Source organism: Pseudomonas sp. LBUM1647 (assembly GCF_059716175.1).
Window position 1 is genome coordinate 5278729 of the sequence record NZ_CP166809.1, and the last position, 23124, is coordinate 5301852.

23 protein-coding genes are annotated in these 23124 nt (G+C 59.8%); 11 read left to right on the forward strand and 12 right to left on the reverse strand.

Annotated elements, in window-relative coordinates; genetic code table 11:
- Nucleotides 1-57 precede the first annotated feature (57 nt).
- Nucleotides 58-1344 carry an MFS transporter gene (locus ACA059_RS24265; protein ID WP_497631276.1) on the reverse strand — a complete coding sequence of 429 codons (1287 nt, stop codon included), beginning with the start codon at nucleotides 1342-1344 and terminating at the stop codon, nucleotides 58-60.
- 148 nt (nucleotides 1345-1492) lie between these two features.
- Between ACA059_RS24265 and ACA059_RS24270 the strand changes: the two genes are divergently transcribed.
- The 4 genes from ACA059_RS24270 (at nucleotide 1493) to ACA059_RS24285 (ending at nucleotide 7782) form a co-directional block, all read left to right on the forward strand.
- The gene (locus ACA059_RS24270; protein WP_497631277.1) at nucleotides 1493-2422 is read left to right on the forward strand and encodes a LysR family transcriptional regulator; all 930 of its coding nucleotides are present in this window, start codon (nucleotides 1493-1495) and stop codon (nucleotides 2420-2422) included.
- Between the two features lie 111 nt (nucleotides 2423-2533).
- On the forward strand, nucleotides 2534-4456 hold the full coding sequence (locus ACA059_RS24275) for an IucA/IucC family protein (protein WP_497631278.1): 1923 nt from the start codon (nucleotides 2534-2536) through the stop codon (nucleotides 4454-4456).
- Entirely contained in the window at nucleotides 4446-5657 is a 1212-nt protein-coding gene (locus ACA059_RS24280) for an MFS transporter (RefSeq protein WP_497631279.1), read from the forward strand. Before ACA059_RS24275 ends, ACA059_RS24280 begins: the two co-directional genes overlap by 11 nt.
- Nucleotides 5658-5670: 13 nt before the next feature.
- Entirely contained in the window at nucleotides 5671-7782 is a 2112-nt protein-coding gene (locus ACA059_RS24285) for a TonB-dependent receptor (protein ID WP_497631280.1), read from the forward strand.
- Between the two features lie 79 nt (nucleotides 7783-7861).
- Here ACA059_RS24285 and ACA059_RS24290 read toward each other — a convergent pair whose 3' ends face one another.
- The 3 genes from ACA059_RS24290 to ACA059_RS24300 are packed head-to-tail and all read right to left on the reverse strand — an operon-like array spanning nucleotide 7862 to nucleotide 9723.
- Nucleotides 7862-8404 (reverse strand): DUF2937 family protein, encoded by a 543-nt coding sequence (locus ACA059_RS24290; protein ID WP_149628935.1) that lies wholly within the window; start codon nucleotides 8402-8404, stop codon nucleotides 7862-7864.
- A gap of 12 nt (nucleotides 8405-8416) precedes the next feature.
- The gene (locus ACA059_RS24295; protein ID WP_008153143.1) at nucleotides 8417-9193 is read right to left on the reverse strand and encodes a class II glutamine amidotransferase; all 777 of its coding nucleotides are present in this window, start codon (nucleotides 9191-9193) and stop codon (nucleotides 8417-8419) included.
- Nucleotides 9194-9225: 32 nt separating this feature from the next.
- Nucleotides 9226-9723, reverse strand: coding sequence for an MFS transporter (locus tag ACA059_RS24300; RefSeq protein WP_415770798.1), 498 nt, complete (start codon nucleotides 9721-9723; stop codon nucleotides 9226-9228).
- A 216-nt stretch (nucleotides 9724-9939) separates the two neighbouring features.
- Between ACA059_RS24300 and ACA059_RS24305 the strand changes: the two genes are divergently transcribed.
- Together ACA059_RS24305 and ACA059_RS24310 are read left to right on the forward strand one after the other, a co-directional pair.
- Nucleotides 9940-11994 carry a S9 family peptidase gene (locus ACA059_RS24305; protein WP_497631281.1) on the forward strand — a complete coding sequence of 685 codons (2055 nt, stop codon included), beginning with the start codon at nucleotides 9940-9942 and terminating at the stop codon, nucleotides 11992-11994.
- Nucleotides 11995-12204: 210 nt separating this feature from the next.
- Nucleotides 12205-12678 (forward strand): cyclic nucleotide-binding domain-containing protein, encoded by a 474-nt coding sequence (locus ACA059_RS24310; RefSeq protein ID WP_497631282.1) that lies wholly within the window; start codon nucleotides 12205-12207, stop codon nucleotides 12676-12678.
- Here the strand turns inward: ACA059_RS24310 and ACA059_RS24315 are convergent.
- Nucleotides 12675-12965: a hypothetical protein gene (locus ACA059_RS24315; RefSeq protein WP_046046098.1), complete on the reverse strand. Its 291-nt coding sequence runs from the start codon at nucleotides 12963-12965 to the stop codon at nucleotides 12675-12677. The two genes, ACA059_RS24310 and ACA059_RS24315, sit on opposite strands and share 4 nt — an antisense overlap.
- Before the next feature lie 98 nt (nucleotides 12966-13063).
- On the opposite strand from ACA059_RS24315, the gene ACA059_RS24320 reads away from it, so the two are divergent.
- From ACA059_RS24320 to ACA059_RS24335, 4 genes are all read left to right on the forward strand, one after another.
- The gene (locus tag ACA059_RS24320; protein ID WP_007898703.1) at nucleotides 13064-13750 is read left to right on the forward strand and encodes a spermidine synthase; all 687 of its coding nucleotides are present in this window, start codon (nucleotides 13064-13066) and stop codon (nucleotides 13748-13750) included.
- Between the two features lie 49 nt (nucleotides 13751-13799).
- Nucleotides 13800-14174, forward strand: a complete 375-nt coding sequence (locus ACA059_RS24325; RefSeq protein WP_056742523.1) for a YajD family HNH nuclease — start codon at nucleotides 13800-13802, stop codon at nucleotides 14172-14174.
- A 207-nt stretch (nucleotides 14175-14381) separates the two neighbouring features.
- Entirely contained in the window at nucleotides 14382-14852 is a 471-nt protein-coding gene (locus ACA059_RS24330) for an RNA methyltransferase (protein ID WP_007944014.1), read from the forward strand.
- Nucleotides 14853-14944: 92 nt separating this feature from the next.
- The gene (locus ACA059_RS24335) at nucleotides 14945-15322 is read left to right on the forward strand and encodes a YgaP family membrane protein (protein ID WP_497631283.1); all 378 of its coding nucleotides are present in this window, start codon (nucleotides 14945-14947) and stop codon (nucleotides 15320-15322) included.
- A gap of 116 nt (nucleotides 15323-15438) precedes the next feature.
- Here ACA059_RS24335 and ACA059_RS24340 read toward each other — a convergent pair whose 3' ends face one another.
- Nucleotides 15439-16668, reverse strand: a complete 1230-nt coding sequence (locus tag ACA059_RS24340) for a hypothetical protein (RefSeq protein WP_497631284.1) — start codon at nucleotides 16666-16668, stop codon at nucleotides 15439-15441.
- A 90-nt stretch (nucleotides 16669-16758) separates the two neighbouring features.
- Nucleotides 16759-17208 (reverse strand): YcgN family cysteine cluster protein, encoded by a 450-nt coding sequence (locus tag ACA059_RS24345; protein WP_497631285.1) that lies wholly within the window; start codon nucleotides 17206-17208, stop codon nucleotides 16759-16761.
- Nucleotides 17209-17373: 165 nt separating this feature from the next.
- Between ACA059_RS24345 and ACA059_RS24350 the strand changes: the two genes are divergently transcribed.
- The gene (locus ACA059_RS24350) at nucleotides 17374-17967 is read left to right on the forward strand and encodes a nitroreductase family protein (protein WP_497631286.1); all 594 of its coding nucleotides are present in this window, start codon (nucleotides 17374-17376) and stop codon (nucleotides 17965-17967) included.
- A 125-nt stretch (nucleotides 17968-18092) separates the two neighbouring features.
- On the opposite strand, the gene ACA059_RS24355 is transcribed toward ACA059_RS24350, so the two are convergent.
- The 5 genes from ACA059_RS24355 to ACA059_RS24375 all read right to left on the reverse strand — a co-directional run bounded on the left by ACA059_RS24355 (nucleotide 18093) and on the right by ACA059_RS24375 (nucleotide 23078).
- A complete protein-coding gene (locus ACA059_RS24355; protein ID WP_111450813.1) occupies nucleotides 18093-19025 on the reverse strand; it encodes a D-2-hydroxyacid dehydrogenase in 933 nt (310 codons plus the stop codon).
- A 120-nt stretch (nucleotides 19026-19145) separates the two neighbouring features.
- The gene (locus ACA059_RS24360) at nucleotides 19146-19439 is read right to left on the reverse strand and encodes a YcgL domain-containing protein (RefSeq protein ID WP_007898694.1); all 294 of its coding nucleotides are present in this window, start codon (nucleotides 19437-19439) and stop codon (nucleotides 19146-19148) included.
- The gene (gene rnd / locus ACA059_RS24365) at nucleotides 19436-20569 is read right to left on the reverse strand and encodes a ribonuclease D (protein ID WP_129441972.1); all 1134 of its coding nucleotides are present in this window, start codon (nucleotides 20567-20569) and stop codon (nucleotides 19436-19438) included. Before rnd ends, ACA059_RS24360 begins: the two co-directional genes overlap by 4 nt.
- A gap of 123 nt (nucleotides 20570-20692) precedes the next feature.
- Nucleotides 20693-21355, reverse strand: a complete 663-nt coding sequence (locus ACA059_RS24370) for a class I SAM-dependent methyltransferase (protein ID WP_497631287.1) — start codon at nucleotides 21353-21355, stop codon at nucleotides 20693-20695.
- Between the two features lie 73 nt (nucleotides 21356-21428).
- On the reverse strand, nucleotides 21429-23078 hold the full coding sequence (locus ACA059_RS24375; RefSeq protein WP_497631288.1) for a phosphoethanolamine transferase: 1650 nt from the start codon (nucleotides 23076-23078) through the stop codon (nucleotides 21429-21431).
- Nucleotides 23079-23124: the final 46 nt, after the last annotated feature.

The window sequence follows — 23124 nt, forward strand, 5'->3', positions numbered from 1 at the left end:
GAACACTCCTGTAGGCTTCATTCTTTTAGCTGTAGGCATTTGCCCGCAGATTATCAGTTACTCGGCTTCGAGTTGCTTGCCACGGGTTTCCGGCAAGCTCAGGGCCGCAAGGATCACTACCCCGTAGGACACCGCCGCAAAAGCACCGATTCCCACGCTCAATGGCACCTTCTGGCTCATCACGCCGATCAACAGCGGGAACAATGCCGCCAGCGCCCGGCCAATGTTGTAGCAAAAGCCCTGACCCGAACCGCGGATCCGCGTCGGAAACAGCTCGGTCAAAAACGCGCCCATGCCGCTGAAGATCCCCGAGGCGAAGAAGCCCAGAGGAAAGCCCAGCCAAAGCATCACGCCATTGCTGACCGGCAATTGGGTGTAGAGCAGAACAATGGTGAACGAGCCGACCGCGAACAGAATGAAGTTCTTTTTACGCCCGAGGATGTCAGTCAAGTACGCGCTGATGACGTAACCGACGTAGGAACCGACGATCACCATGGCCAGATAACCGCCCGTACCGAGTACGCTCAAACCGCGTTCGTTCTTCAGAAAGGTCGGCAACCAGGATGTGATCGCGTAGTAACCACCCAGAGCACCGGTGGTCAGCACCGACGCGCGAATCGTGGTGAAAAGGATGCCAGGAGCGAAGATCTCGTAGAATTTTGCCGGATTGCTGGGTTCTTGCTTGGCCTTGGCTTCGCGATAGATTTCCGGGTCCTTGACCAGGCGGCGGACGAAGATCACAAAGATCGCCGGCACGATGCCAAGGATGAACAGTGCGCGCCAGGCGTCTTCCGGCGGCAGCACCGAGAACAGTAGCGCATACAGGATCGCCGTCAGTCCCCAACCCAGCGCCCAGCCGGATTGCACCATGCCCACCGCCTTGCCGCGGTCCTTGGCGCGAATCACTTCACCCATCAGCACCGCGCCAGCGGTCCATTCGCCGCCGAAACCGAAGCCCATCAGCGTGCGGCTGATCAGCAGTTGTTCGTAGTTTTGGGCGAAGCCGCAAAGGAAGGTGAAAAAGGCGAACCACAGCACCGTCAGTTGCAAGGTGCGTACGCGACCGATGCGGTCGGAGAGAATCCCCGCCACCCAACCGCCAATGGCCGAGGCGATCAGGGTGCTGGTGTGAATCAGCCCGGCCTCGCCGGTGGTGATGCCCCACATCGCAATCAGGGTCGGCACCACGAAGCTGAGCATCTGCGTGTCCATGCCGTCCAGGCCATAGCCGATCTTGCAGCTCCAGAACGTGCGGCGTTCCTGCTTGTTGATGTTGCGGTACCAGTCGAAAGGTCCCGGGCGAACCGTGGCTTTGGGGATGTCGAGCGTGTCGGGCGCACTCATGGCAAATCTCCGCGCTAATTTTTATTGGTATTGTTCTGAGCCCCGACGACGCCTATCGTGGGAACCGGATGGCCTGATTTTTGGGCGCCTTGCCCTGCTGCGTCCAACTAATAAAAACCCGCTCTAGACATAAGAAAAACTTGTCCCTATGAACCTGAAGTTTCTCGAGACCTTTGTCTGGGTCGCCCGACTCAAGAGTTTTCGCCTGACAGCAGACAAGCTCTTCACCACCCAGGCGTCGATTTCCAGCCGCATTGCCGTGCTCGAAGGCGAGCTCGGGGTGAAGCTGTTCCTGCGCGATTCACGCGGCGTGAGCCTGACGCCCGAAGGCTTGAAAGTGCTCGAATACGCCGAGCAAATGATGGACACCATGCAAGCCCTCAAGCAGTCGATCGAAACCCGCTCGAGCAAGGTCGGACGGGTTCGCATCGGCGTGATGGACACGGTCATCCATACCTGGTTGAGCCCGTTGGTGGCGCAAATGATGGATCACTATCCGCTGGTGGAAATCGAGTTAGTGGCCGATACCGCACTCAACCTCTGCGATCAGCTGCAAAAAGGCTTTCTCGATCTGATCCTGCAAACCGACCTGCTGCGTCAGGAAAGCGTGCGCAGCCTTGAGCTGGCCAGTCACCCGATGGGGTGGATTGTGGCCACTAACTCGATCTACAACCGCGAGTATTCCGGCATTGCCGACCTGGCGCGGGAACGGATCATTACCTATTCGAAAAACTCCCATCCGCATCAGGAGATTCTCGCCCTGATGCAGGCCAACGGCATCATGACGCCACGGTTGAACTGCGTGAACTCAGTATCAGCGATCACCCGGTTGCTGCGGGACGGTTTCGGTATTGGCGCGCTGCCGCCGGTGCTGGTCGCCGAGGAACTGGCGCGGGGGGAATTGACCTTGCTGGCCATCGATCAACGGCCACCGAATTTGCAGGTGGTGGTGTCTTGGCGGGTTGGCGTGGAATGGGTCGAGGAGATTGTTTCGTTATGTCAGCAGGTGCTGGACGGGTATGCGAAGAAGGTGGGTGAGAACTACATCGTTTTGAGCAAGCCCATGGCCAGGATCTGAAGGACATTTCCCAAGTTTTAAATATGAACCACTATCATTTGCATTATTTTTTCAGGACGGTATTCTCTGCGCGCTTTCAGCTAACCAACTGTCCAGAAGGAATCGGACTTGATGCGCGCCTACACGCAAAAACAGCAGCAATTGCTCGCTCACTGGAGCGAAGCCCTCGGCACTGAGGCTTTCCAGTCCCACCGCATCACCCTCGATCATTTGAGCAATGCGCTCGAGCCCGCCGCCCAACGCTGCTTCCAACGTCTGATCCAGGCCCTGTTTCGCGAAGACCTGATCAACCCTGACGCTTGCGAATACGACGACAATAGCCATTGCTGGCTGCCACTTGGCGATGGCGCGCATCTTTGCTTCGAGCACTTGTCCGGCGGAAGAATGAACAGCTGGGACGTGCGCGGCAGCATCGTCCTGCACACCCCCGACAAACTGCCCCACAAAATCCAGCTGCCCAGCGAATTGCTCGCTCACCTCAGCACTCAGCTCAACCCGCCAGCCTCACCGCAGGTACTGGAACGTCTGGCCCTGGAACTGGATGACAGCTTCAGTAACGACACCCTGTGCCTGGCGTTTCACCATGGATGGACCGAGCGCCTGAGAGAGCAGATCGGTACCGAGTACGACGACAATCTGCTCGCTTGGCTCAAAGCCGGCCCCAGCCACCAGAACCCGACGTCACTGCTCGAACAGTGGGGCACTCTCGGCCATCCGTGGCACCCGAACTACAAGACCAAACTGGGCTTGAGCGCCGCTCAGGTCATCGCTTTCTCGCCGGAATTCGAAGCCAGTTTTCCGGTTGTCCTGTGCGCCCTGCACCGCCAGCACGCACACGTCGAGGCGCTGGTGGGTACCGCCGATTACTGGGACTGGTGGCAAGCTCACTTCCCACAGGCCGCCGAACAATTGCAGCGCCATTTGCAGCAACTGGGTCTGGACGAAAAGGGCTACCTCCCGCTCCCGTCGCACCCATGGCAAGCCAATGAAGAGCTGCCACATTCGTTCGCCAACGAGATCGCCGACAACCTGCTGATCGTCACTGACATCGTCGCTTTTACCGGTCACCCGACCATGTCCTTCCGCACAGTCCTGCCGGAGGCCAGTCGCGTTGCGCCGATGGTCAAACTGCCGGTGGCTCTGCGACTGACCAGCGTGCAGCGCACCGTGTCGCCGCGCTCGGCCCGGATGGGACCGCGCATCAGCCAACTGATACTGAATATTCTCGATCAGGAGCCGCAGATTCAGCGTCTGCTGAACATCGTTCCAGAGCGCATCGGCGTGCATTACGCACCACTACCGGCTGATGACGAGCGTTCCCGGCATGCTGCCGTGCTGTATCGCGACAACCCGCTGACCCTTCTGCAAGAAGGCGAGTTGGCGGTGCCGGTCGGCAGTCTGTTCGCCGTCAACGAATTCGACCAACCGTTGCTGCGTGATTGGGTAAGACTGGCTCAGGGCCGTGACGACAGCGAGGCCATGTTGGCGTTCTTCGATGATTACCTGTCGATTGCCGTACCGAGCCTGCTGGGCATTTACCTGATGTATGGCGTGGCGTTCGAAGCGCATCAGCAAAACAGTTTCATGGTGATGGGCGCTGACGGGCAGTTGAATCGGCTGCTGTTGCGTGATTTCGGCGACGTTCGTATCGATCGCAAAACCCTGCACGCCAAGGGCCTGGATATCCAGTTGCACGATCCGAAAATGACCCTGTATGACGAGTCCGGTTTTGTCCGCGACAAACTCCTGCACACCACGTTCATGTGCCACCTCGGTGAGCTGACTTTGCTCTGCGCCCGCCACTGGAACGTGCCGGAAAATATCCTTTGGGAGCGCTTGGCAGCGCACGTTGCACAGTGCTTCGAGACCTTGCGCGAACGCGTTGAACCGGCACGCTGGGAAAGCGAGCGCCAGGCCTTGCTGGAACAGGACTGGCCCGCCAAATCGTTCATGCGCATGCGTTTGCTCGACAGTCATGCCGACATCGTCGGACGCCTGAGTAACCCGCTGCGACCAAACGCCCATGATCACTGACGGTCGCGCCTTGCGACTGCTGATCGTTATCCAGTTTGTCTCCATGGGTGCTATGGAAATGAGCGGCCCGTTCTGGCCCTTGCAGATCCAGCATCTGCTCGGGCCGGAGGGCGCCGGCTACACCGCGCTGTTATCGGCGATGGTCTATGCCGGGCCGATGCTGGCGGCCATGCTCCTGACTCCCATGTGGGGCCGGCTGGGGGATCGCACCGGACACAAACCGATGATTGTTCGGGCGTTGCTGGCACTCGCGCTGTGCCAAGGGTTGGCGGCCATCACCCTCGACCCGTGGCTACTGGTGGGTATTCGCGTGATGCAAGGCGCATTGGCCGGTTTTCTCGCTGCCGCGCAAGCCTATGCCTTGGCCTGCTGCGACAGTTCCAGACGTGGTCACACCCTGGCCCGCCTGCAATCGGCGACTGCCGTCGGCTCGTTGATCGGCCCGATACTGGGCGGCTGGCTGATGGACGTCTCGGGGTTTGCCCTGCTCTGTTATGGCGCGACGGCGATTTGCCTGCTGTGCGCACTGGGGAGCTTTTTCCTGCCGGCCGACAAGGCTCGGGCCTCGAAGAAAAAAGCTGTTGAGCCAGTGGCTCTGCCCAAAGGCTGGCTCGGTGGAATCCTGTTGGTGATCGTGTTGATTCAGGCCGCGAAGATGATGCCGCAGTCGTTCTACGCGCTGTACGTCGCGAACATTCTGCATGCCCCAAGCTGGCTGATCGGCGCCACCTACGCGGCGAGCGCCGCGACCCTGGCCATTTCCGCACCACTGTGGGGACGCCTGTTCGACCGCTGGCAGCCGGCCTATACCTTGCGCGTCATTGAAGGCGTGGCCTGGCTGTGTGCCCTGACGCTGGCGGCCACGGCATTGGCCAACGAATGGCTGGGGTTTCTCGTCAGTCGACTCGTCTGGGGTATCTGGCAAGGCGCCCTGCTGCCCGTCGCCTATGCACTGATCGCCAACACCATTTCCGTAAACCAGCAGGGCTTCGCGCTCGGCCTCGGCAACAGCGCGGCAAAGGCTGGTGCTCTGCTCGGTGTCGTCCTTGGCGGGATCGGCATGGGCCTGGTCGGCCTGGCTCACAGTTTCTGGCTGGTGGCGCTGACCTACGCCATAGCCGCCATCGGGATCCGCTGGGTGCGGTCGTTCAACTCCGCGCCTGAGCGCTCGACCTTATCGCCACACACTTATCACAACTAAAAAAGACCACGTCATGAACCGAACCAAACTCTCCCTGCTGATCCCGTTGCTCGGTACCTTCAGCGCCCAGACCTGGGCCGAGGATACCGAGCAGCAGCCCGGTACCTTGAACATGCAAGCCACCGTTGTCTCCGCTACTCGCAGCGAAGCGAGCATTGCGTCGATTCCGGGCTCCGTCCAAGTGATCGACGAACAGCAGGTCCGTGAGCAAAGCGGCGCAGGTCGTCGGGTCGCCGATATCCTCGGGCAACTGGTTCCCGGTCTTGCGCCGTCCAGCGGCGGGATGAGCAACTTCGGTCAGACCCTGCGCGGGCGCAACATGCTGGTGTTGATCGACGGCGTATCGCAGAACGCCACGCGCGACAACTTCCGCCAGCTCAACAGCATCGCCCCAGCCAGCATCGAACGCATCGAAGTGATCTCCGGCGCCAGCAGCATCTACGGTGCCGGTGCTTCAGGCGGCATCATCAACATCATCACCAAGCGTAATCAGGGCCAGGACATTGCCTACAGCAGCAAACTGGGCCTGACCAGCGGTAACAACCTCAACCGCAAAGGCTTCGCCTACGAAGCCTTTCAGAGTGCAACCGGGCGCAAGGATGCCCTGGACTGGTACGTCTCCGCCGACCTGACCCAACGTAACGATCAGTACGACGGCAACGGCAACCGCATCCCTCAGGACACCTCCCAGGGCAGCAACATGGACACCGAAACCTATGACCTGCAAGGTCGTTTCGGTTACGAACTGGATGCCGACAAAAAACTCAGCCTGTCGCTGCAGGACTACAAGGATCAACAGGACACTGGCTATACCAAAGACCCGACAAACCGGCAGCAAGCCGTGGCAGTCAAAGGGCTGAAACTCGACGACCAACCCTATACCCATAACCAGTCGGTCAACCTCAATTACACCGACAAGGACTTCTACGGTCAGGGCCTGCAACTGGAAAGCTACTGGCGTCGCGCCGATGCACTGTTCTTCCCGGACCTGTCGCGGGGCAAGGCCGGGATCTCCGACAACAACAGCGTGCAGGATGTCTACGGCCTGCGCGCGGCCATCGACACGCCGCTGCCGGCCATCGGCAGCGCCACGGGCAACCTGGTCTGGGGCGCCGACTATGATCATGAGCGCTCCCGCCAACGAGGTGATCAATACACACTCAAGGGCCTGACCTACACCAAGACCGGCACCACCTACGAGCTGGGCCCGGACATCGAAACCACCACCAAATCGCTGTTCGGGCAGATGTCCTGGGACATCGGTGACTGGACCTTGCGTGGCGGTGTGCGCCGTGAATGGATCGAAAGCGACGTCTCCGACAGCATCGCTTATGGTCAGATTGTCCAGACCGGCATACGCGCAACGCTGCCCGGCGACACCCTCAAATACGATGCCACGCTGTATAACCTGGGGGCGGTCTACCATCTGAGTGAAAACCAGGACGTCTTCGCCAATTACAGCCAGGGGTTTTCGCTGCCGGATATCCAGCGCTTCATGCGTGACGTCAGCAGCACCTTCGACATTCAGAGCCTCAATGCCCAGGCCATCAAGGTCGACAGTTACGAGCTGGGCTGGCGCGGTAGCTGGGACCAGTGGCAGGCCGACGTCACCGTGTACGAAAACACCTCGGACGTGACCCAGTTCTACGATGCCAATGATCGAGTATTGCGCCTGATCAACCAGAAAGAGCGAGTTCGCGGCATCGAAAACAGCCTGACCTACCGCGCGACCGATCACTGGTCGGTGGGTGGCACTTACGCCTGGGCCAAAGGCGAGACCGAGCAGAACGGCAAATGGATCGATCTGCCGGCTACGCGCATCTCACCCGCCAAGACCACACTGTTCGTCGGCTACACCGAAGACGACTACACCCTTCGCCTGCAAGGCATGCATTTGTCCAGTTACGACGCCGCCGCCAAGGACAATAACGGACGCGACATCGAAGGCTATACGCTGGTGGACCTGCTCGGCTCCGTGCAACTGCCGGTCGGTCGTCTTGAAGGAGGGGTGTACAACCTGACCAACCGCACCTACCAGAACCTGTTCACCCAGGCCAACGCCAGAGCGCCGTACGCCAATGCCGAAGGTCGGACGTTGAGCATGAGCTACTCGGTCGACTGGTAAAAACAGGAGCCGGCTTGCCAGCGATGCGATCTGCCAGGCATACCGTGTCGCGGCAATCGCCGGCAAGCCGGCTCCAATGTTACAGCCCGCGCACATCCCGATCTTCGATCGGCCGGCTCTGGCGCAGGCGTTTGCCGCCCAGCACCACCCAGTCGATCAGACGGAACAGGCATTCAATGCCGAACGACAACAGCAACGCCCCGCTCATGCCCCAGATCATCGCTTCCGGCGTCAGCAGGATCTGGTAGCTGTAGCCATTCCAGGTTTCCTTGCGAATATCCGGATCAGCCGCCAGCGCAACCTGCAGGAAGCGGATGTACCACGGGCCCTGCATGGCCTGGAACTGTTTATCGAGGGCCAGTTGACGGCTCAGCAAGGTGCTCAGGCTGTCGGCATCGCTGCGAAAGATCGGGTCTTCGCTGGCGCGGTAATGGGCCACCAACGCCTGCATGTCACCCTTGAAGAACTGATTCGCCGTGCCCTGAAAACCGCTCAGACCGGTCTGCGCCTCAATCAGATGCGCTTCGACCCGTTTGGCATAATCGCTGATGAACCCTGGCACCTGGACACCGATCAACAGGCCCGCCGCAAACAACACCAGCCGTAGATAACTGAGCAACATGAGGGGAAATCCTTATTCGGTCTTGCCCTGGCTGACGCATTCACCGCGTCGCCAGAGGCTCCATTGGCCCGGTTCGTAGCGGGTCCAGGTTTCGTTTTCGGTCAAGGGTTCGGTGGCGATCACCGTGACTACGTCGTTGGGCGTGGTTTCGGCCTGAAAATCGACGATCACATCGACGTCCTTCAAGCGCGCCGGGCCGAATGGCGCACGACGGGTGATTTGCGCCAGCTTGGTCGAGCAATAGCAGAACAACCAGTCGCCATCGCTGAGCAGGCAGTTGAACACGCCTTTGCTACGGTATTCGGCGCAAGCGGCCACCAGGTCCGGCAGCAGTTCTTCGACCTCTACCGGTTCCGGGAACGCTGCGCGCACGCGGTTGAGCAAATCGCAGAACGCCGCCTCGCTGTCGGTATCGCCAACGGGGCGGTAAAAGCTCTTGATCGGTTCAAAGTCCGCGAGCTGGCCGTTGTGGGCGAAACACCAGTTACGGCCCCACAGCTCACGCACAAACGGATGGGTGTTGGACAGGCAGACCTTGCCGACGTTGGCTTGGCGGATGTGCCCGATCACCACTTCGCTCTTGATCGGATAGCGTTGCACCAGGTTCGCGACTTCGGACTCACAGCTCGCCGCCGGGTCCTGAAACAGGCGCAGGCCACGGCCCTCGTAAAAAGCGATGCCCCAGCCGTCACGGTGCGGACCGGTGCGGCCGCCGCGCTGCATCAGCCCGGTGAAGCTGAACACGATATCGGTCGGGACATTGGCGCTCATGCCCAATAACTCACACATGCTCGGATTCTCGCTCAAAGGCAGGGGCAAGGTTACAGACGCGGCTCGACCCGCAATCGCTGAGGGTTGCTCGGCACCGGTGGCCGACCGTAACGATCATCGCCCGCACCGCCGAATGGATGATCCTCTTCAGGGTCATCAGCCCGGGCCGCAGCCTTGGCAGCGGCAGCCTGTTCCTTGCGAGCGTTGGACGCACGCTCGATAGGGAAACGGATCGCCACGAACACCAGGTAAATGCCGAAGGCGATCATGCCGTACATGAACAGGTCGGAAACCGCCCGCCAGGCGTTGTTGCCGACCTTGAACAACAGATCCAGGGCAGTAATGGCGATGGCCGGGGCAACCTTTTCCTTTACCGGATCAATGATGGTCGGGCTGAACAGCAACACGGCAACCAATAGCCGCAGCGGCTCACGCAGCCAGCGCCACATCCAGCGGGTGATACGCATCCACACCAACAGGCAGCCCAAAGCGGCGAAGGCGTAGAGGCCCCAAGCGATCAGATAGTCGTTCTCGGTCATGGTGTCCATGGCAAGGCAGGCAAAGAGGCGCTTATAGTAACGACTTTTCGCACGTCAGGCTTGCTCCAATGCCAGTCGGTCAAGACACAGAACCTGTGGGAGCGAGCTTGCTCGCGATGAGGCCAGTACATTCAACATCAATGTTGCATGGCCGTCCGTCATCGCGAGCAAGCTCGCTCCCACAGGTGCGAAGTCCCTATTTCGTACATCGTCTGAGAGCCATTCATGCCCGTATCCGCCAACGTCACCAGCGCCCCGATCGCCCACAAGGCTGACGGTTCTGACCCGTATGCCTGGCTGCAGGAGCGCGACACCGACGCGGTGCTCGACTACCTGAAAGCGGAAAACCGCTACCAAGAGGCGCAAACCGCCGATCAGGCCGGGTTGCGTGAAACCCTGTTCGAAGAGATCAAGGCCCGGATTCTCGAAACCGACCTGTCCTTGCCCTCCCCTTGGGGTCCGTACCTGTATTACACGCGCACCACGGCCGGTGATGAGTACGCCCGTCACTACCGCTGCCCGCGCCTTGCCGATGACAGCCTGCAGCTCGACGAAAGCCAGGAACAGCTGCTGCTGGACCCGAATGCACTGGCCAAAGGCGGCTTCTTTTCCCTGGGCGCCTTCAGCATCAGCCCGGACCACCAGCGTCTGGCTTACAGCATCGACGCCACGGGCGATGAGATTTACACGCTGTTCGTGAAGGAATTGTCCAACGGCCGTGTCAGCGAACTGGAATTCCAGGACTGCGACGGCAGCATGACCTGGGCCAATGACAGCCTGACGCTGTTCTTCGGCGAGCTGGACGACACCCATCGCCCGCACAAACTGTTCCGCTATCGGCTGGACGGTACAGCGGCTGAAGAAGTGTTCCATGAGCCGGACGGTCGATTCTTCATGCATTGCTACCGCTCCAGTTCCGAGCAGCAATTACTGCTGTCCCTGGGCAGCAAAACCACCAGCGAAGTCTGGGTGCTTGACGCATTCCAGCCGCAGCAGGCTTTTACCTGCATCGCACCGAGGGTTGAAGACCATGAGTACGACGTCGACCACGGCGCGCTCGACGGTCAATGGACCTGGTTCATTCGCACCAATCGCGACGGCATCAACTTTGCCCTGTATCACGCCGTAGACACCGGCGTGGCGCCGACCGAGGCCGACTGGCAGAACCTGATCCCGCACAGCGACACGGTGATGATCGAAGGCATGAGCCTGAATGCCGGGGCCATGACCCTGAGCCTGCGTGAAGGTGGCTTGCCGATCATCGAAGTTCATCCGCAAGACCTGCCGAGCTACCGCGTGCAATTACCGGATGCGGCCTACAGCCTTCATGTGCAGAACAGCCTGGAATTCGTCAGCGACAGAATCCGCCTGCGTTATGAAGCGCTGAACCGTCCGGCGCAAATCCGCCAACTGGTATTGGGCAGCGGCGAGCAGAAAGTCCTCAAGGAAACCCCGGTGCTCGGTCCGTTCGACGCCGATGCCTACGTCAGTCAGCGTCTGTGGGCGACCGCACCGGACGGCACGAAAGTGCCGATCAGCCTCGTCGTCAAACGCGAAGCCCTCGGTAAGCCGACGCCACTTTATCTGTACGGCTACGGCGCTTACGGCGAAAGCCTCGACCCGTGGTTCTCCCACGCCCGTTTGAGTCTGCTGGATCGTGGCGTGGCGTTCGCCATCGCTCACGTGCGTGGCGGCGGTGAACTGGGCGAAGCCTGGTATCGCGCCGGCAAGCAGGAACACAAGCACAACACCTTCAGCGACTTCATCGCCTGCGCCGAACACCTGATCGCCAATGGTTTCACTACTTCACGGCAACTGGCGATCAGCGGCGGCAGCGCCGGCGGTCTGCTGATCGGTGCGGTGCTCAATCAGCGGCCGGAGTTGTTTGCTGCTGCGATTGCCGAAGTGCCGTTCGTCGACGTGCTGAACACCATGCTCGACCCGGATCTGCCGTTGACCGTCACCGAATACGACGAGTGGGGCAATCCTGAAGAACCGGACGTCTATGAGCGAATCAAGGCCTACGCCCCGTACGAAAATGTCACCGCGCAAGCCTATCCGGCGACCCTGGTGATCGCCGGCTACAACGACAGTCGCGTGCAGTACTGGGAAGCAGCCAAGTGGGTGGCGAAATTACGCGCGACCAAAACCGACACCAATCCCCTGCTGCTCAAGACCGAATTGGGTGCCGGGCACGGCGGGATGAGCGGTCGTTATCAGGGATTGCGTGACGTAGCACTCGAATACGCATTTGTTTTCAAGGTTTTGGGCATCGCCTGAGGAACTTGGCCCGGCGTGTCGGTCTTAACACCGAACACCGGGCCCGAGGCGACACAACTCCACTGTGGGAGCGAGCCTGCTCGCGAAAGCGGTCGATCAGTCGACATTGATGTTGAATGTACTGGCCTCTTCGCGAGCAGGCTCGCTCCCACAGGGGATTGGGGACGTCCAGAAAACCGGAACCAGACACAAGAAAAAGACCGTGACGACATGTCAGAACCGACCTTACTGAACAACGAAATTCGCGACTGGCTGATGGACTGTGGCCTGTTCGATCAACTGCTGCCGGCGGACTTCGCCGCGGCCTCGGGCTACTTCAGCATCAGCACCATTGCTCAGGGCGAAGAGATTTTCCATGAGGGCGATGCCGGCAGCTTCATGTGCATCATCCACACCGGCCAGGTGGCGGTGCAGAAAACCAACAGCGAGGGGCACCTGGTGACCATGGCAACGTTACGCAGCGGTCGGGCGTTCGGCGAAATGGCCGTACTCGACGGCGAACGCCGCTCGGCCAGTTGCGTGGCCGCGAGCAATTGTCAGTTGCTCAATCTGGGCAAGGACTCGTTGGAAAAGATGCTCAACGATGCGCCGAAAATCGCCGCCAAAATCATCCGCGCCCTCGCCGTCTCCCTCTCCAAGCGCCTGCGCATGGCCGATGGGCAACTGCTCTCGCAGCAGGTTTAACCGCCGGGCGATTTGGCTTTCGACGGGTTTTGCTCCAGCCCCGGCAGTGGCTGGTCCTTGGTGGGCGGGCTAGGCATTTCAATGGGCACCAACGGCGGACCGCCACTGCCGGGTCCGACCTTGGGTGCGCTGGTCGGGGTGATTTGCGGGTACGGTGTCGGGGTCGCGGTGCCGGGCGAACCGGGCAGCGGCGCTGGGCTGGTCGGAATGGTTTGCAACTGCTGGGCCTGCACTGCAGTTATCGAGAGCGCGGCCAAGGCAATGACCGTTAGAATGGTGCGCTTCATCAATGGCTCCGTTGGCCTTGTTGTCGTTTTGCAGGCTACTCCCAACTGCGCGTGTTTGCCTTCCCCCTCTTATGCCAATTTCTCCTCAAGTGAGTCCCATGAAACGTTTCGTTCTGCTCGACACCACTCCAATTCCTGAAAATGGCGGTGCCTTGTGCCTGTTCGAATACGGTGAGGATTTCGTCATCAAGATCCAGGGCGGCGACGGCGGGCAACTGATGAACACCCGCATGCACGGCTCGGAAGACGCTCTGGCGGAGATCCCGTGCCGTAAAGTGGCCGGCCGGCCGAATTCGCGCGTGCTGATCGGCGGCCTGGGCATGGGCTTCACCCTCGCCTCGGCCCTCAAGCATCTGGGCAAGACCGCTGAAGTGGTGGTTGCCGAACTGGTGCCGGGCGTGGTGGAGTGGAATCGTGGACCGCTGGGTGAGAAAGCCGGGAACCCGCTGCTGGACCCGCGCACGGTCATTCGCATGGAAGACGTGGCCAAAGTCCTGCAAGCCGAGCCGCAAGGTTTCGACGCAATCATGCTCGACGTCGACAACGGCCCCGAAGGCCTGACCCAGAAGGCCAACAGCTGGCTCTACTCCGCCGGCGGCCTGAGCGCCTGCGCCAAGGCCCTGCGGCCCAAAGGCGTGCTGGCCGTCTGGTCCGCGAGCGCTGACCGACAGTTTTCCGACAAACTGAAGAAGGCCGGCTTCAAGGCCGAGGAAGTCCAGGTCTTCGCCCACGGCAACAAAGGCACCCGTCACACCATCTGGATTGCCGAGAAGCTCAAGGGCTGAGCTAAACTGCGTTTATTACCGTCATTAGTCTTTTTACAAAGGTGAACCCATGAGTTCGTCAACGCCTCCGACCAACACGTCGAAACTGGACCGCATCCTTGCCGACAACCAGCGCGACAAGGAAATGGGTTACCGCGACAAGGCCCTGAAAATGTACCCGCACGTGTGCGGCCGCTGCGCCCGTGAGTTTTCCGGCAAGCGCCTGAGCGAACTGACCGTGCACCACCGCGACCATAACCACGACAACAACCCTCAGGACGGCTCGAACTGGGAATTGTTGTGCCTGTACTGCCACGACAATGAACACTCTCGGTATACCGATCAGCAGTATTTCGGTGAAGGCTCGCTGAGCTCGCCGAAAATCGCCAAGGCGACGCACAATCCGTTTGCCGCATTGGCCGGCCTGATGAAGAAAGACGAGTAATATCTTCAGCGCCTGACCTGGCTTCATCGCGAGCAAGCTCGCTCCCACAGTTGATTTGCGGCGATCACAAATATTGCGTGCACTGAAAATCCCTGTGGGAGCGAGCCTGCTCGCGAAGGGGGCCGACCAAACACCACCAATCTACAAACTGACCACCCTCCCCCAATCCCCGTATAATCGCCGTTTTTTCCCCGAAGGCACCCGCTCGTGGCAGACAAACGGTACAGCTGCATTGGTTTGTATAACCCCAAATCACCGGAGAACGTCGGTTCGGTGATGCGCGCCGCTGGCTGTTATGGCGTGGCGTCCGTGTTCTATACCGGCAAGCGTTATGAACGCGCCGCCGACTTCGTCACCGACACCAAGCGCGTCCACTACGACATTCCGCTGATCGGTATCGACGACCTGAAAAAAATCCTGCCGCTGGGCTGCGTTCCGGTCGCTGTGGAACTGGTGGACGGCGCCCGTTCGCTGCCGGAATACACTCATCCGGATCGCGCGCTGTACATCTTCGGCCCGGAAGACGGCTCGCTGGATAAAGAAATTCGCGACTGGTGCGAAGACGTGGTCTACATCCCGACTACCGGTTGCATGAACCTGGCGGCCACCGTCAACGTCGTGCTCTATGACCGCATGTCCAAGGGACTCAACACCCGCTCCGGGGCGAAATTTCGCTGATTCACCGCACATCCGATGGAACAAGCCGCCCGCCTTCGCAGTCAGCTTAATTATCTATTCTTGAAGCAGTCATTCCAGCCAGGAGACAGATCATGAGCGAACTCAAACGCGTAGAACGCATCGAATCCACCCCGTTCCAGACTCACACTGAGCAGAACGTGCACGGTTGGGAACGTATCGGTTCATTGGCCGGCGGCGTGGTGATGGTCGGCAAGGGCCTGCGTCGCGGTGGTGTGTTCGGGTTGATTCAAGTGGCGATCGGCGGTGTGGCCCTGGCGCGTGGTATTACCGGGCACAGTTCGGCGAAAAGCCTGCTGGAGAAAAGCCGTCAGGACATGAACAACGTGCGGGCGAAGATTCAGCGGGCGGGTGAAGAGCTGAACCGGTTGAAGGCGAATGCCGAAGCGGCGACCAATACCGCTACCGTGACCGGTAATGATTCTTTGAAGTCGCCGAAAACCGGGGTTTAACCCGAGATTTTAATTGAGGCTTAGGGCCCCTTCGCGAGCAGGTCGAATCGTCGCACCGTCGCTCCCACATTGGAATGCGGTCACCTGTGGGAGCGAGCCTGCTCGCGAAGGCGGTGTTACTGAAGTAACTCGGTATCGAGGACCTTGGACGATTCACCGATGATGCTTTCGGCCAGCTGAACAAATTCCTTGGTATCCACACTCTCCAAATGCATCGCCCCGCGCAACACATCATCCAGCGAACGCTTGTTGCGGGTCTTCAGGCGAATCTCGCGATCCAGTTCTTGCAGTAACACGACCGCTTTCGAGACCTGTGCCGGACTGACCTGCTCACCGCGCAATGTGCTGACCTTCTGGCTGTCCTTGGCCAACTTCTTCTGCAAGCTTTCATACCGTTCATCACTCATGCCGCCGGCGCGGCGCACCAGTTCGATGGCGTAATACTCGGCAAATCCTTCGCTGATCCAGTCACTGCGCTGCTGGTCGTTGATCCGCCCGAACACCTGAGCCAATTCCCGCACCAGCGCACTGCTGCCGCTTTCGCTGACTAGCGGTAGACGCGTGTTCAGATAGATCGATTCGCGCGCGCCCAGACTGCCACGCCACATCGGGTCGTTGGCGCCGACGATCAGCAGTTTGACGGGATGACGGGGATACACCGCCTGCACCTGCGGCCAGACAAAGGTCAGTAGCGTCAGCACATCCATGCGGCGCATGCCCTGGCCCCGAGGCGAGGCGACGGTGACTTCGGTTTCCCCCAGCCGCGTGCGACGGCTGCCAAGATGGCCGGCGAGCATCCAGCCTGTGGGTCGGTCGAACAGTCGGGAGACGTTGTCGACCCGAAACTTGTTCTTGCCGATTCGCGGCCAGGCGGTTTCAACGCTTTTCCAGCCGGTGGGCAATTCGAACTCAAGGCGTGAAACCAGCTCAATACCGTCCTGCTGATCGAGTTTGGCCGCCGGTACCAGATCGTCGCCGCGCATCAGCGCCCAAGTGGGCGTCATGCGCGTATCGAAGCTGCCGCTCTTGCGGCCGTGGCTGATACGTACGCGGTAGGTCAGGCTGGCCTTGTCGGCGGCCGGACGCCACACACCACGGGCCTGCTTGCCCGGCGTGAGCTGCCATTGGCCGTCGGCCTTGAAATCGCTGTAGTGGCTGCCATCGCCCAGGTCGAAATCCAGACTGCGCACTGCCGAACCCTGGGACAGGGTCAGTCGCACTTCAGCCTGATCACTTTGCGGCAACAGGCGCACGTGATAATCCAGATCGACCTTCTTCGCCGCCCACGCGGGCGAACTCAGGGCCAAAAGCCCAAAGGCCAACGCCAGCCGCAATCCCACAGCCATACACACTCCTTGTGGCGAGCGAGCTTGCTCGCGCTGAGCTGCGTAGCAGCCCTAAATTCTAGTAATCACGGCCGATTTTTTGAGTGGAAATTAACCCGCCCGGAAAATCAGATGGTCTTCCCAGTCGTCTTCGGCCACGCTGCCTTCGGCGAGCATGCGCCCGGACTGGGAAATACGTTCGTGGTGCACCGCATCGCGATCACCGCACACCAAATGGTGCCAAAGCGGCAGGTCCTTGCCTTCGCTGACCAGTCGATAACCGCAGGTCGGTGGCAACCATTTGAATTCCTCAGCCTTGCCCGGTGTGAGCTGGATGCAGTCGGGGACGAAATCACGGCGGTTCGGGTAATCGGTGCACTGACAGGTTTTCAGGTCCAGCAGTTTGCAGGCGATACGCGTGTAATAGACGCTGTTGTCGTCTTCATCTTCGAGCTTTTGCAGGCAGCACAGGCCACAGCCGTCGCACAGCGATTCCCATTCCTCTTGATCGAGCTGATCGAGGGTTTTGCGTATCCAGAACGGTTCGACTTTGGCGGCCATGGCTCAAGCATCAACATCAGGTGGTGAAAAGGCCGCCAGTCTAGTGCCAAGGCCCTTGTGGGCCAAGCGTTGGCGACTGCCGGTAGAAGGAGCTTGTCAGTTATTGCGCCGCCCAGTAGGGTTTTGCATCGCCCCTCACCTTCAAACGTAGCTAGGAATCTCTTGATGAGTGCCAATCCACGCGTTGCCGACTATGCCATCCACCCTCAGTTCACCGACCGCTGGTCGCCCCGCGCCTTCACCGGCGAAAGCATCCCGGAAGAAACCCTGCTGAGCTTCTTCGAAGCCGCGCGCTGGGCGCCATCGGCGTACAACTCGCAGCCTTGGCGGTTTCTGTATGCACGTCGCGACACGCCGAACTGGGAGCGTTTCCTGGGCCTGCTGAATGAGTTCAACCGCGGCTGGGCGCAACACGCCTCAGCGCTGGTGATCGTGATCTCGAAAACCACCTTCGCGGTGCCTGGCGCCACCGAAGAAACCCCGGCCTTGTGGCACACCTTCGACACCGGTTCCGCTTGGGGCCATCTGGCGCTGCAAGCGAGCATCAGCGGCTGGCATACCCATGGCATGGCCGGTTTTGATCAGGACCTGACCCGCAAGGAGCTGAACATTCCTGAGGGCTACGCCCTCCACGCAGCGGTGGCAGTCGGCAAACTGGGCGATAAAGCGACGCTGGCGGAATACCTCCAAGCCCGTGAAGAGCCAAGCCCACGTCGTCCGCTGAGCGAACTCGCTGCTGAAGGTGACTTCGCCCTCTAAGCCACACTGCAAAACCCATGTGGGAGCGAGCCTGCTCGCGAAGGCGGTGTATCAGTCTCCATAAGTATCGACTGACATGCCGCTTTCGCGAGCAGGCTCGCTCCCACATTTTGATTGCGGTGGATTCAGTAGCCGCGATTGAAATCCACTTCCCCGCGCAATGCCTCACCTGCCTGATACGCCCGCAAGTTCTCGACAAACAGATTCACCATCATCGATGGCGAGGTCGGTGCCGAACTGTGACCAGTCAGCAGCAAGCCCCAGGCGGTCCAGAACGGATGACGTTGCGGCAGCGGCTCCTGACGGCAGACGTCAATCACCGCACCGGCCAGATGCCCCTCTTTCAAGGCTTCCACCAGGTCCGCATCGACCACTGCCACGCCGCGCCCGACGTTGATGAACAACCCGGTCGGCTTGAACTGCTTGAACAGCGCCGCGTCGTACAGGTCGTGGGTGTTCGGCGTATTCGGCAGCAGATTGATCACGTAATCCACTTCACCGACCAGACGCGGCAAATCAGCCAGCGCCCCGACTTCGACAAACGGTGCCTGCTCGCGGGCTTCGCTGGCGATGCCGTACAACTCGACGCCAAACGGCAGAAGGAACTGCGCCACGGTCTGACCAATGTCACCGGTGCCTACGATCAATACCTTGCGCCCGGCCAGGCTTTGGCCCTGGCGACTGTCCCACTTGCGCTCGACCTGGCTGACCAGCCGCGGCAGCACTTCGCGCTCGTGGCCGAGCATGTAGGTCAGCACGTATTCGGCCATGACCTGCCCGAAAATCCCCACCGCCCGAGTCAGGCGATAGTGCCGAGGCAAGCCGTCGGCCAGCAGCGGCGTAATGCCCGCCCAGGTCGATTGCAGCCATTGTGGCTCGTGGCCCTGACGCAGCAAGGTCGCCAGCAAGTCCGGCTGACCGAGCCAGATCGGACAATCAGCGGCCTGGCTGGCCAGTTCGGCGGAGTCGCCGCTGGTCAGCACTTCCAGGTCAGGCGCTGCTTGACGCAACAGCTGGGCGTACACCGGGTGGTCGTGTTCAGCAATCAGAACGCGCATGGTTCAAACCTTTCAAAAACAGTGCAGACGGCCGCCGATGGAGTAACGCTCCATCGCCCTGGCCATCGCCAAAATCATTCCAGTGTTTCATAAAGGCTCTGAACAGAGCCTGTCTGCCGGTCACATCGGGTCGTTGCGGCGCAGCAATTCTTCCGGCAAGTGTTCGATGTATTCGTCTTCGGCCGGCGGCATTTGCAAGTGGTAACCCTGCTTCTCAAGGTTTTCCAGCACCACGGTGATGTCCTCGCGCGACAGTTTACGCTCGGGGGTCAGCACCAGGTCGAAGGCGTGATGCGGTTTGCCGAAGGCGGCCATCAGACTTTCCGGGACGCGCTCCAGTGCATCGCTTTTGAGCACATAGAGGTACATCTCGTTTTTCTTCAGGCTTCGATAAATGGAGCAAATACGTTTCAAGGCTGTTCTCCGGCGGTGGCCAGGCTGTCGAGCAGCGCCTGGCCCATCAATTCGCGGCGCCAGCCACGCAGCGAATCAGGCAATTGGTAAGGACCGTTGGGATAGCCGCTCTTGAGCAGCGCTTCCAGGGTTTTCTTGCGCAGCATCAGCTCCGGCGCAATGTTCAGGCGCTCGGCTTCGGCCTGGCCGATAGCACGCAGCTGTTTGACCAGCGTGGCGGCGTCCACCGGCAACGGCTCCGGCACTGCTGGCGGCCATTGATCAGGCGACACACTGCCAGAGCGTTTGATCAGATCAAGCAGAAATTCGCCGTCCTGACGCACGGTACGCGGGTGCATGTCTTCGATTTTCGCCAATGCGCCGAGGTTATCCGGCTGAGTCCGCGCCAGCGGCCACAGGGAATGCTCACGCACGATGCGGTTGCGCGGCAGATCACGGGCGCGGGCTTCGCGCTCGCGCCAGGCGCACAGTTCACGTAATACGACGAGTTGGGCACGGGAGAGCTTCCAGGCCAGCTTGGCTTCGCGATAGACCTCATACGGATCAACTTCGCGGCGCAGGTTGGCCACCAGCTCGGCGCCGTCTTCCAGGACCCAGGCGTACTTGTCGTCAGATAGTTTCGGACGAAGCTGTACGAAAACTTCCGCCAAGTGCAAGGCATCTTCGGCGGCGTAGCTGATTTGGGTGTCGGAAAGCGGACGTTGCAGCCAGTCGGAACGGGTCTCGCCCTTGGGCAGGTCGATGCCGAGCACTTCCTGCACCAGCCGCGAATACCCCATGGAAAAACCGAGGTTCAGGTAAGCGGCGGCCAACTGAGTGTCGAACAGCGGCGCCGGCAGGCTGCCGGTCAGGCGCAGCAGGACTTCGAGGTCTTCGCTGCACGCATGGACGACTTTGACTACGGCCGGGTTTTCCAGCAACGCGGCCAGCGGCTGCCAGTTGTCGATGCTCAGCGGGTCAATCAGGTAAGCGCGTACGCCATCGCCGATCTGCAGCAGGCCTGCGATCGGATAAAAGGTGTCGACCCGCATGAATTCGGTGTCGAGGGCAACGAATGGCAGCTGCTGCCACTCGGCGCAAAACTGACCGAGGCTATCGTTGTCGCGAATCCAGTGAATATCGATGGCCACACGGCTCTCCCTTGAAGAATGGCGCGCAGTATATATCGCCCCCGGCGATTTCCGCGCATCCACTGAACAAGAGCTTTAGCGAAAATGCCTGCCAAACAGCAAGAAATGCCTGACAAACGGAGACTAGCCGGCCTTACGCAGTACGTAGACGCGCATCCGCGCACAGCCGGGCAGGAAGTCCTGATGACTGAGCAAGCGCAAACCTGCGCGCTTGAACTCGGCTTCCACGTCGGCCTTGCTGGCCAACGGTCGGGCCGGAACGCCCTGTGCATCCGTGCGCCGGCCTTTGAAATGAGCATCGACCCGTACCGCCACAATCACCGTATCGCGACTGACCCGATGGAACTCCTTAAGCATGGCCAAACGATGCTCGGGGCAGGCGATGTGTTGAAACAGCTGCATGCAAAAAATGCAGTCAACCGCATTCGCCGACAAGCCGATGGTGAACGCTGAACTCTGAAAGGTCTTGACCCGATTCAGCAAGTTCTGCGGATGGTGGGTGCGGGCATGATCGAGTATGTCCTGAGACGGGTCAGCCGCGAGGATCACCCGGTTGGCATGCTCGGCCAGTACTGGCCAGAAGCGCCCGACACCGCAGGCCAAATCGAGAACCAGGCCCGGCTCGCCGGCAGCCTTGAGCGCGTTGCGCACCAGTTGCTCGTCACGCCAGAACGTCAACCGTCCGGCCAGGCCACGCGATCGCGGCTGAAGACAGACGCGGGCGTGCTCCTGATCGTAGCGCCGGGCGATCTCAAGCTCGATGGCGGATGGGGGTTGAGCGGACATGTGCAATGGCTCTCGGGGGAAACTCTACCGGCCGCAGGTTAGCGGCCGGTGCGTGAAAAAAAGGTTGAAGCACTCACTCTTTGGCCAACACGCCGTCGATCACCGCACCGCGACATCCGGCAAACATATCCAGGTCCTGGTTGTAGACCTTGCTCTTGACCTCCAGCAAACCGAGCATCGAATGGAACAGGTTGTCCTGGCTCAAGGGCTTTTCGCGACTCAGTTGCAGGCAATGGGTGTCCACCGAGAACGACTTTTGATAGCTGTCGGAAAACCAGGCCAACATCGCGACATGTTTTTGTTGTTCCGGTGCCAGCACGTAAGGCGTGCCATGCAGGAACAAGTTGTACTCGCCCAGCGATTCGCCGTGGTCCGACAGATAGAGCATCGCGGTGTCGACTTTGTCCTGATTGCTACGCAACAAATCGATCAGGGTGGACAGCACGTGATCGGTATACACCAGGGTGTTGTCGTAGCCATTGACGATACTTTCGCGACTGCAATTGTTCAGGGCGTTACTTTCACAAACCGGGGTGAAGCGCTCGTATTCTTTCGGGTAGCGCTTGAAGTACTCCGGTCCGTGACTGCCCATCTGGTGCAACACCAGTACCGTGTCTTTATCCAGGGTATCGATGAAGTGCTGCAAACCCTGCAGCAGGATTTCATCGCGGCATTCGCTATTGGCACACAGCACCGGGTCTTTCAGGTTACTGACGTCATCAAGGGTGACCCGATCGCAAGTGCCTTTGCAGCCCGATTGGTTATCGCGCCAGATCACGTCGAGCCCTGCGCGTTTGAGAACATCCAGCAAGCCTTCCTGGTTCTTGGCCTTGCTGGCGTTGTAATCCTTGCGGCCCATGTCGGAGAACATACACGGCACCGACACCGCTGTTTCCGTCCCGCAGGAATGCACGTCGGTGAACGCAATCAGGCCAGCCTCTTTATCCAGTTTGGGTGTGGTGTCACGGTCATACCCCAGGATGCCGAAGTTCTCGGCACGAGCACTTTCGCCCACCACCAGCACGGTCAGGGATTTGCGGCCATGGGTTTGCCAGGCGGGATTTCGCTGGGCATCTTCACCCAGCGTGACGAAGGGTTGCCGCGCAGACGCGACCTGCTCACGCAGATAGCCGGCCGAGGCGCCAATGTAGTTGCTCGGCACCACCATCAGGCGCAATTCATGATGATTGCGAAACAATGAGGACAAGCCTTGATAGTTCACCAGTGCGACACCACCGATCACAGCAACTGATGCGACACTCACGAGAACTTTACTGAGTAGTTCACGGTGCCAGCGACGGTAACTAACCGGCGTCTTCCACAACAAACAGGACGGCAAAATACCGAGCAAAACAATATAGACAAGCAACTTGATCGAGAGTAAGTCACGCACTTCCGTCGCATTGGTTTGAGCAAAGTTACGCAACATGCCGGTGTCAATCAAAACACCATATTGGCTCATGAAGTACGCCACACCGGCGCTGATCATAAAGATCAGGGTCAAGACCGGTTTGAGCACAGGCCGGAACGCCAGCAGGGTCAGCACAATGTTGAAGGCAGCCAGGATCATCAAGCCGAAAGCCACGCGCATGACGATGCCCTTACCGTCAGATGCCGTGATTTCAAACAGGTGTTGCCAGAGAACAAGATTGAAGCCCGTTAATAGAAAGGCGCTGGCAATCAGTGTCACCCACTCGGGGCGCACGGCTTTAATCTTCAACATGATGATCGGCTGTTCCTGAAAAGAAGTGCCTTCGGTAAATGTGAAA

What these genes read in the sequence shown, in the direction of transcription:
- ACA059_RS24265 (WP_497631276.1), bottom strand. Translation starts at nt 1,344, where the DNA reads ATGAGTGCGCCCGACACGCTCGACATCCCCAAAGCCACGGTTCGCCCG.
- ACA059_RS24270 (WP_497631277.1), top strand. Translation starts at nt 1,493, where the DNA reads ATGAACCTGAAGTTTCTCGAGACCTTTGTCTGGGTCGCCCGACTCAAG.
- ACA059_RS24275 (WP_497631278.1), top strand. Translation starts at nt 2,534, where the DNA reads ATGCGCGCCTACACGCAAAAACAGCAGCAATTGCTCGCTCACTGGAGC.
- ACA059_RS24280 (WP_497631279.1), top strand. Translation starts at nt 4,446, where the DNA reads ATGATCACTGACGGTCGCGCCTTGCGACTGCTGATCGTTATCCAGTTT.
- ACA059_RS24285 (WP_497631280.1), top strand. Translation starts at nt 5,671, where the DNA reads ATGAACCGAACCAAACTCTCCCTGCTGATCCCGTTGCTCGGTACCTTC.
- ACA059_RS24290 (WP_149628935.1), bottom strand. Translation starts at nt 8,404, where the DNA reads ATGTTGCTCAGTTATCTACGGCTGGTGTTGTTTGCGGCGGGCCTGTTG.
- ACA059_RS24295 (WP_008153143.1), bottom strand. Translation starts at nt 9,193, where the DNA reads ATGTGTGAGTTATTGGGCATGAGCGCCAATGTCCCGACCGATATCGTG.
- ACA059_RS24300 (WP_415770798.1), bottom strand. Translation starts at nt 9,723, where the DNA reads ATGGACACCATGACCGAGAACGACTATCTGATCGCTTGGGGCCTCTAC.
- ACA059_RS24305 (WP_497631281.1), top strand. Translation starts at nt 9,940, where the DNA reads ATGCCCGTATCCGCCAACGTCACCAGCGCCCCGATCGCCCACAAGGCT.
- ACA059_RS24310 (WP_497631282.1), top strand. Translation starts at nt 12,205, where the DNA reads ATGTCAGAACCGACCTTACTGAACAACGAAATTCGCGACTGGCTGATG.
- ACA059_RS24315 (WP_046046098.1), bottom strand. Translation starts at nt 12,965, where the DNA reads ATGAAGCGCACCATTCTAACGGTCATTGCCTTGGCCGCGCTCTCGATA.
- ACA059_RS24320 (WP_007898703.1), top strand. Translation starts at nt 13,064, where the DNA reads ATGAAACGTTTCGTTCTGCTCGACACCACTCCAATTCCTGAAAATGGC.
- ACA059_RS24325 (WP_056742523.1), top strand. Translation starts at nt 13,800, where the DNA reads ATGAGTTCGTCAACGCCTCCGACCAACACGTCGAAACTGGACCGCATC.
- ACA059_RS24335 (WP_497631283.1), top strand. Translation starts at nt 14,945, where the DNA reads ATGAGCGAACTCAAACGCGTAGAACGCATCGAATCCACCCCGTTCCAG.
- ACA059_RS24340 (WP_497631284.1), bottom strand. Translation starts at nt 16,668, where the DNA reads ATGGCTGTGGGATTGCGGCTGGCGTTGGCCTTTGGGCTTTTGGCCCTG.
- ACA059_RS24345 (WP_497631285.1), bottom strand. Translation starts at nt 17,208, where the DNA reads ATGGCCGCCAAAGTCGAACCGTTCTGGATACGCAAAACCCTCGATCAG.
- ACA059_RS24350 (WP_497631286.1), top strand. Translation starts at nt 17,374, where the DNA reads ATGAGTGCCAATCCACGCGTTGCCGACTATGCCATCCACCCTCAGTTC.
- ACA059_RS24355 (WP_111450813.1), bottom strand. Translation starts at nt 19,025, where the DNA reads ATGCGCGTTCTGATTGCTGAACACGACCACCCGGTGTACGCCCAGCTG.
- ACA059_RS24370 (WP_497631287.1), bottom strand. Translation starts at nt 21,355, where the DNA reads ATGTCCGCTCAACCCCCATCCGCCATCGAGCTTGAGATCGCCCGGCGC.
- ACA059_RS24375 (WP_497631288.1), bottom strand. Translation starts at nt 23,078, where the DNA reads ATGTTGAAGATTAAAGCCGTGCGCCCCGAGTGGGTGACACTGATTGCC.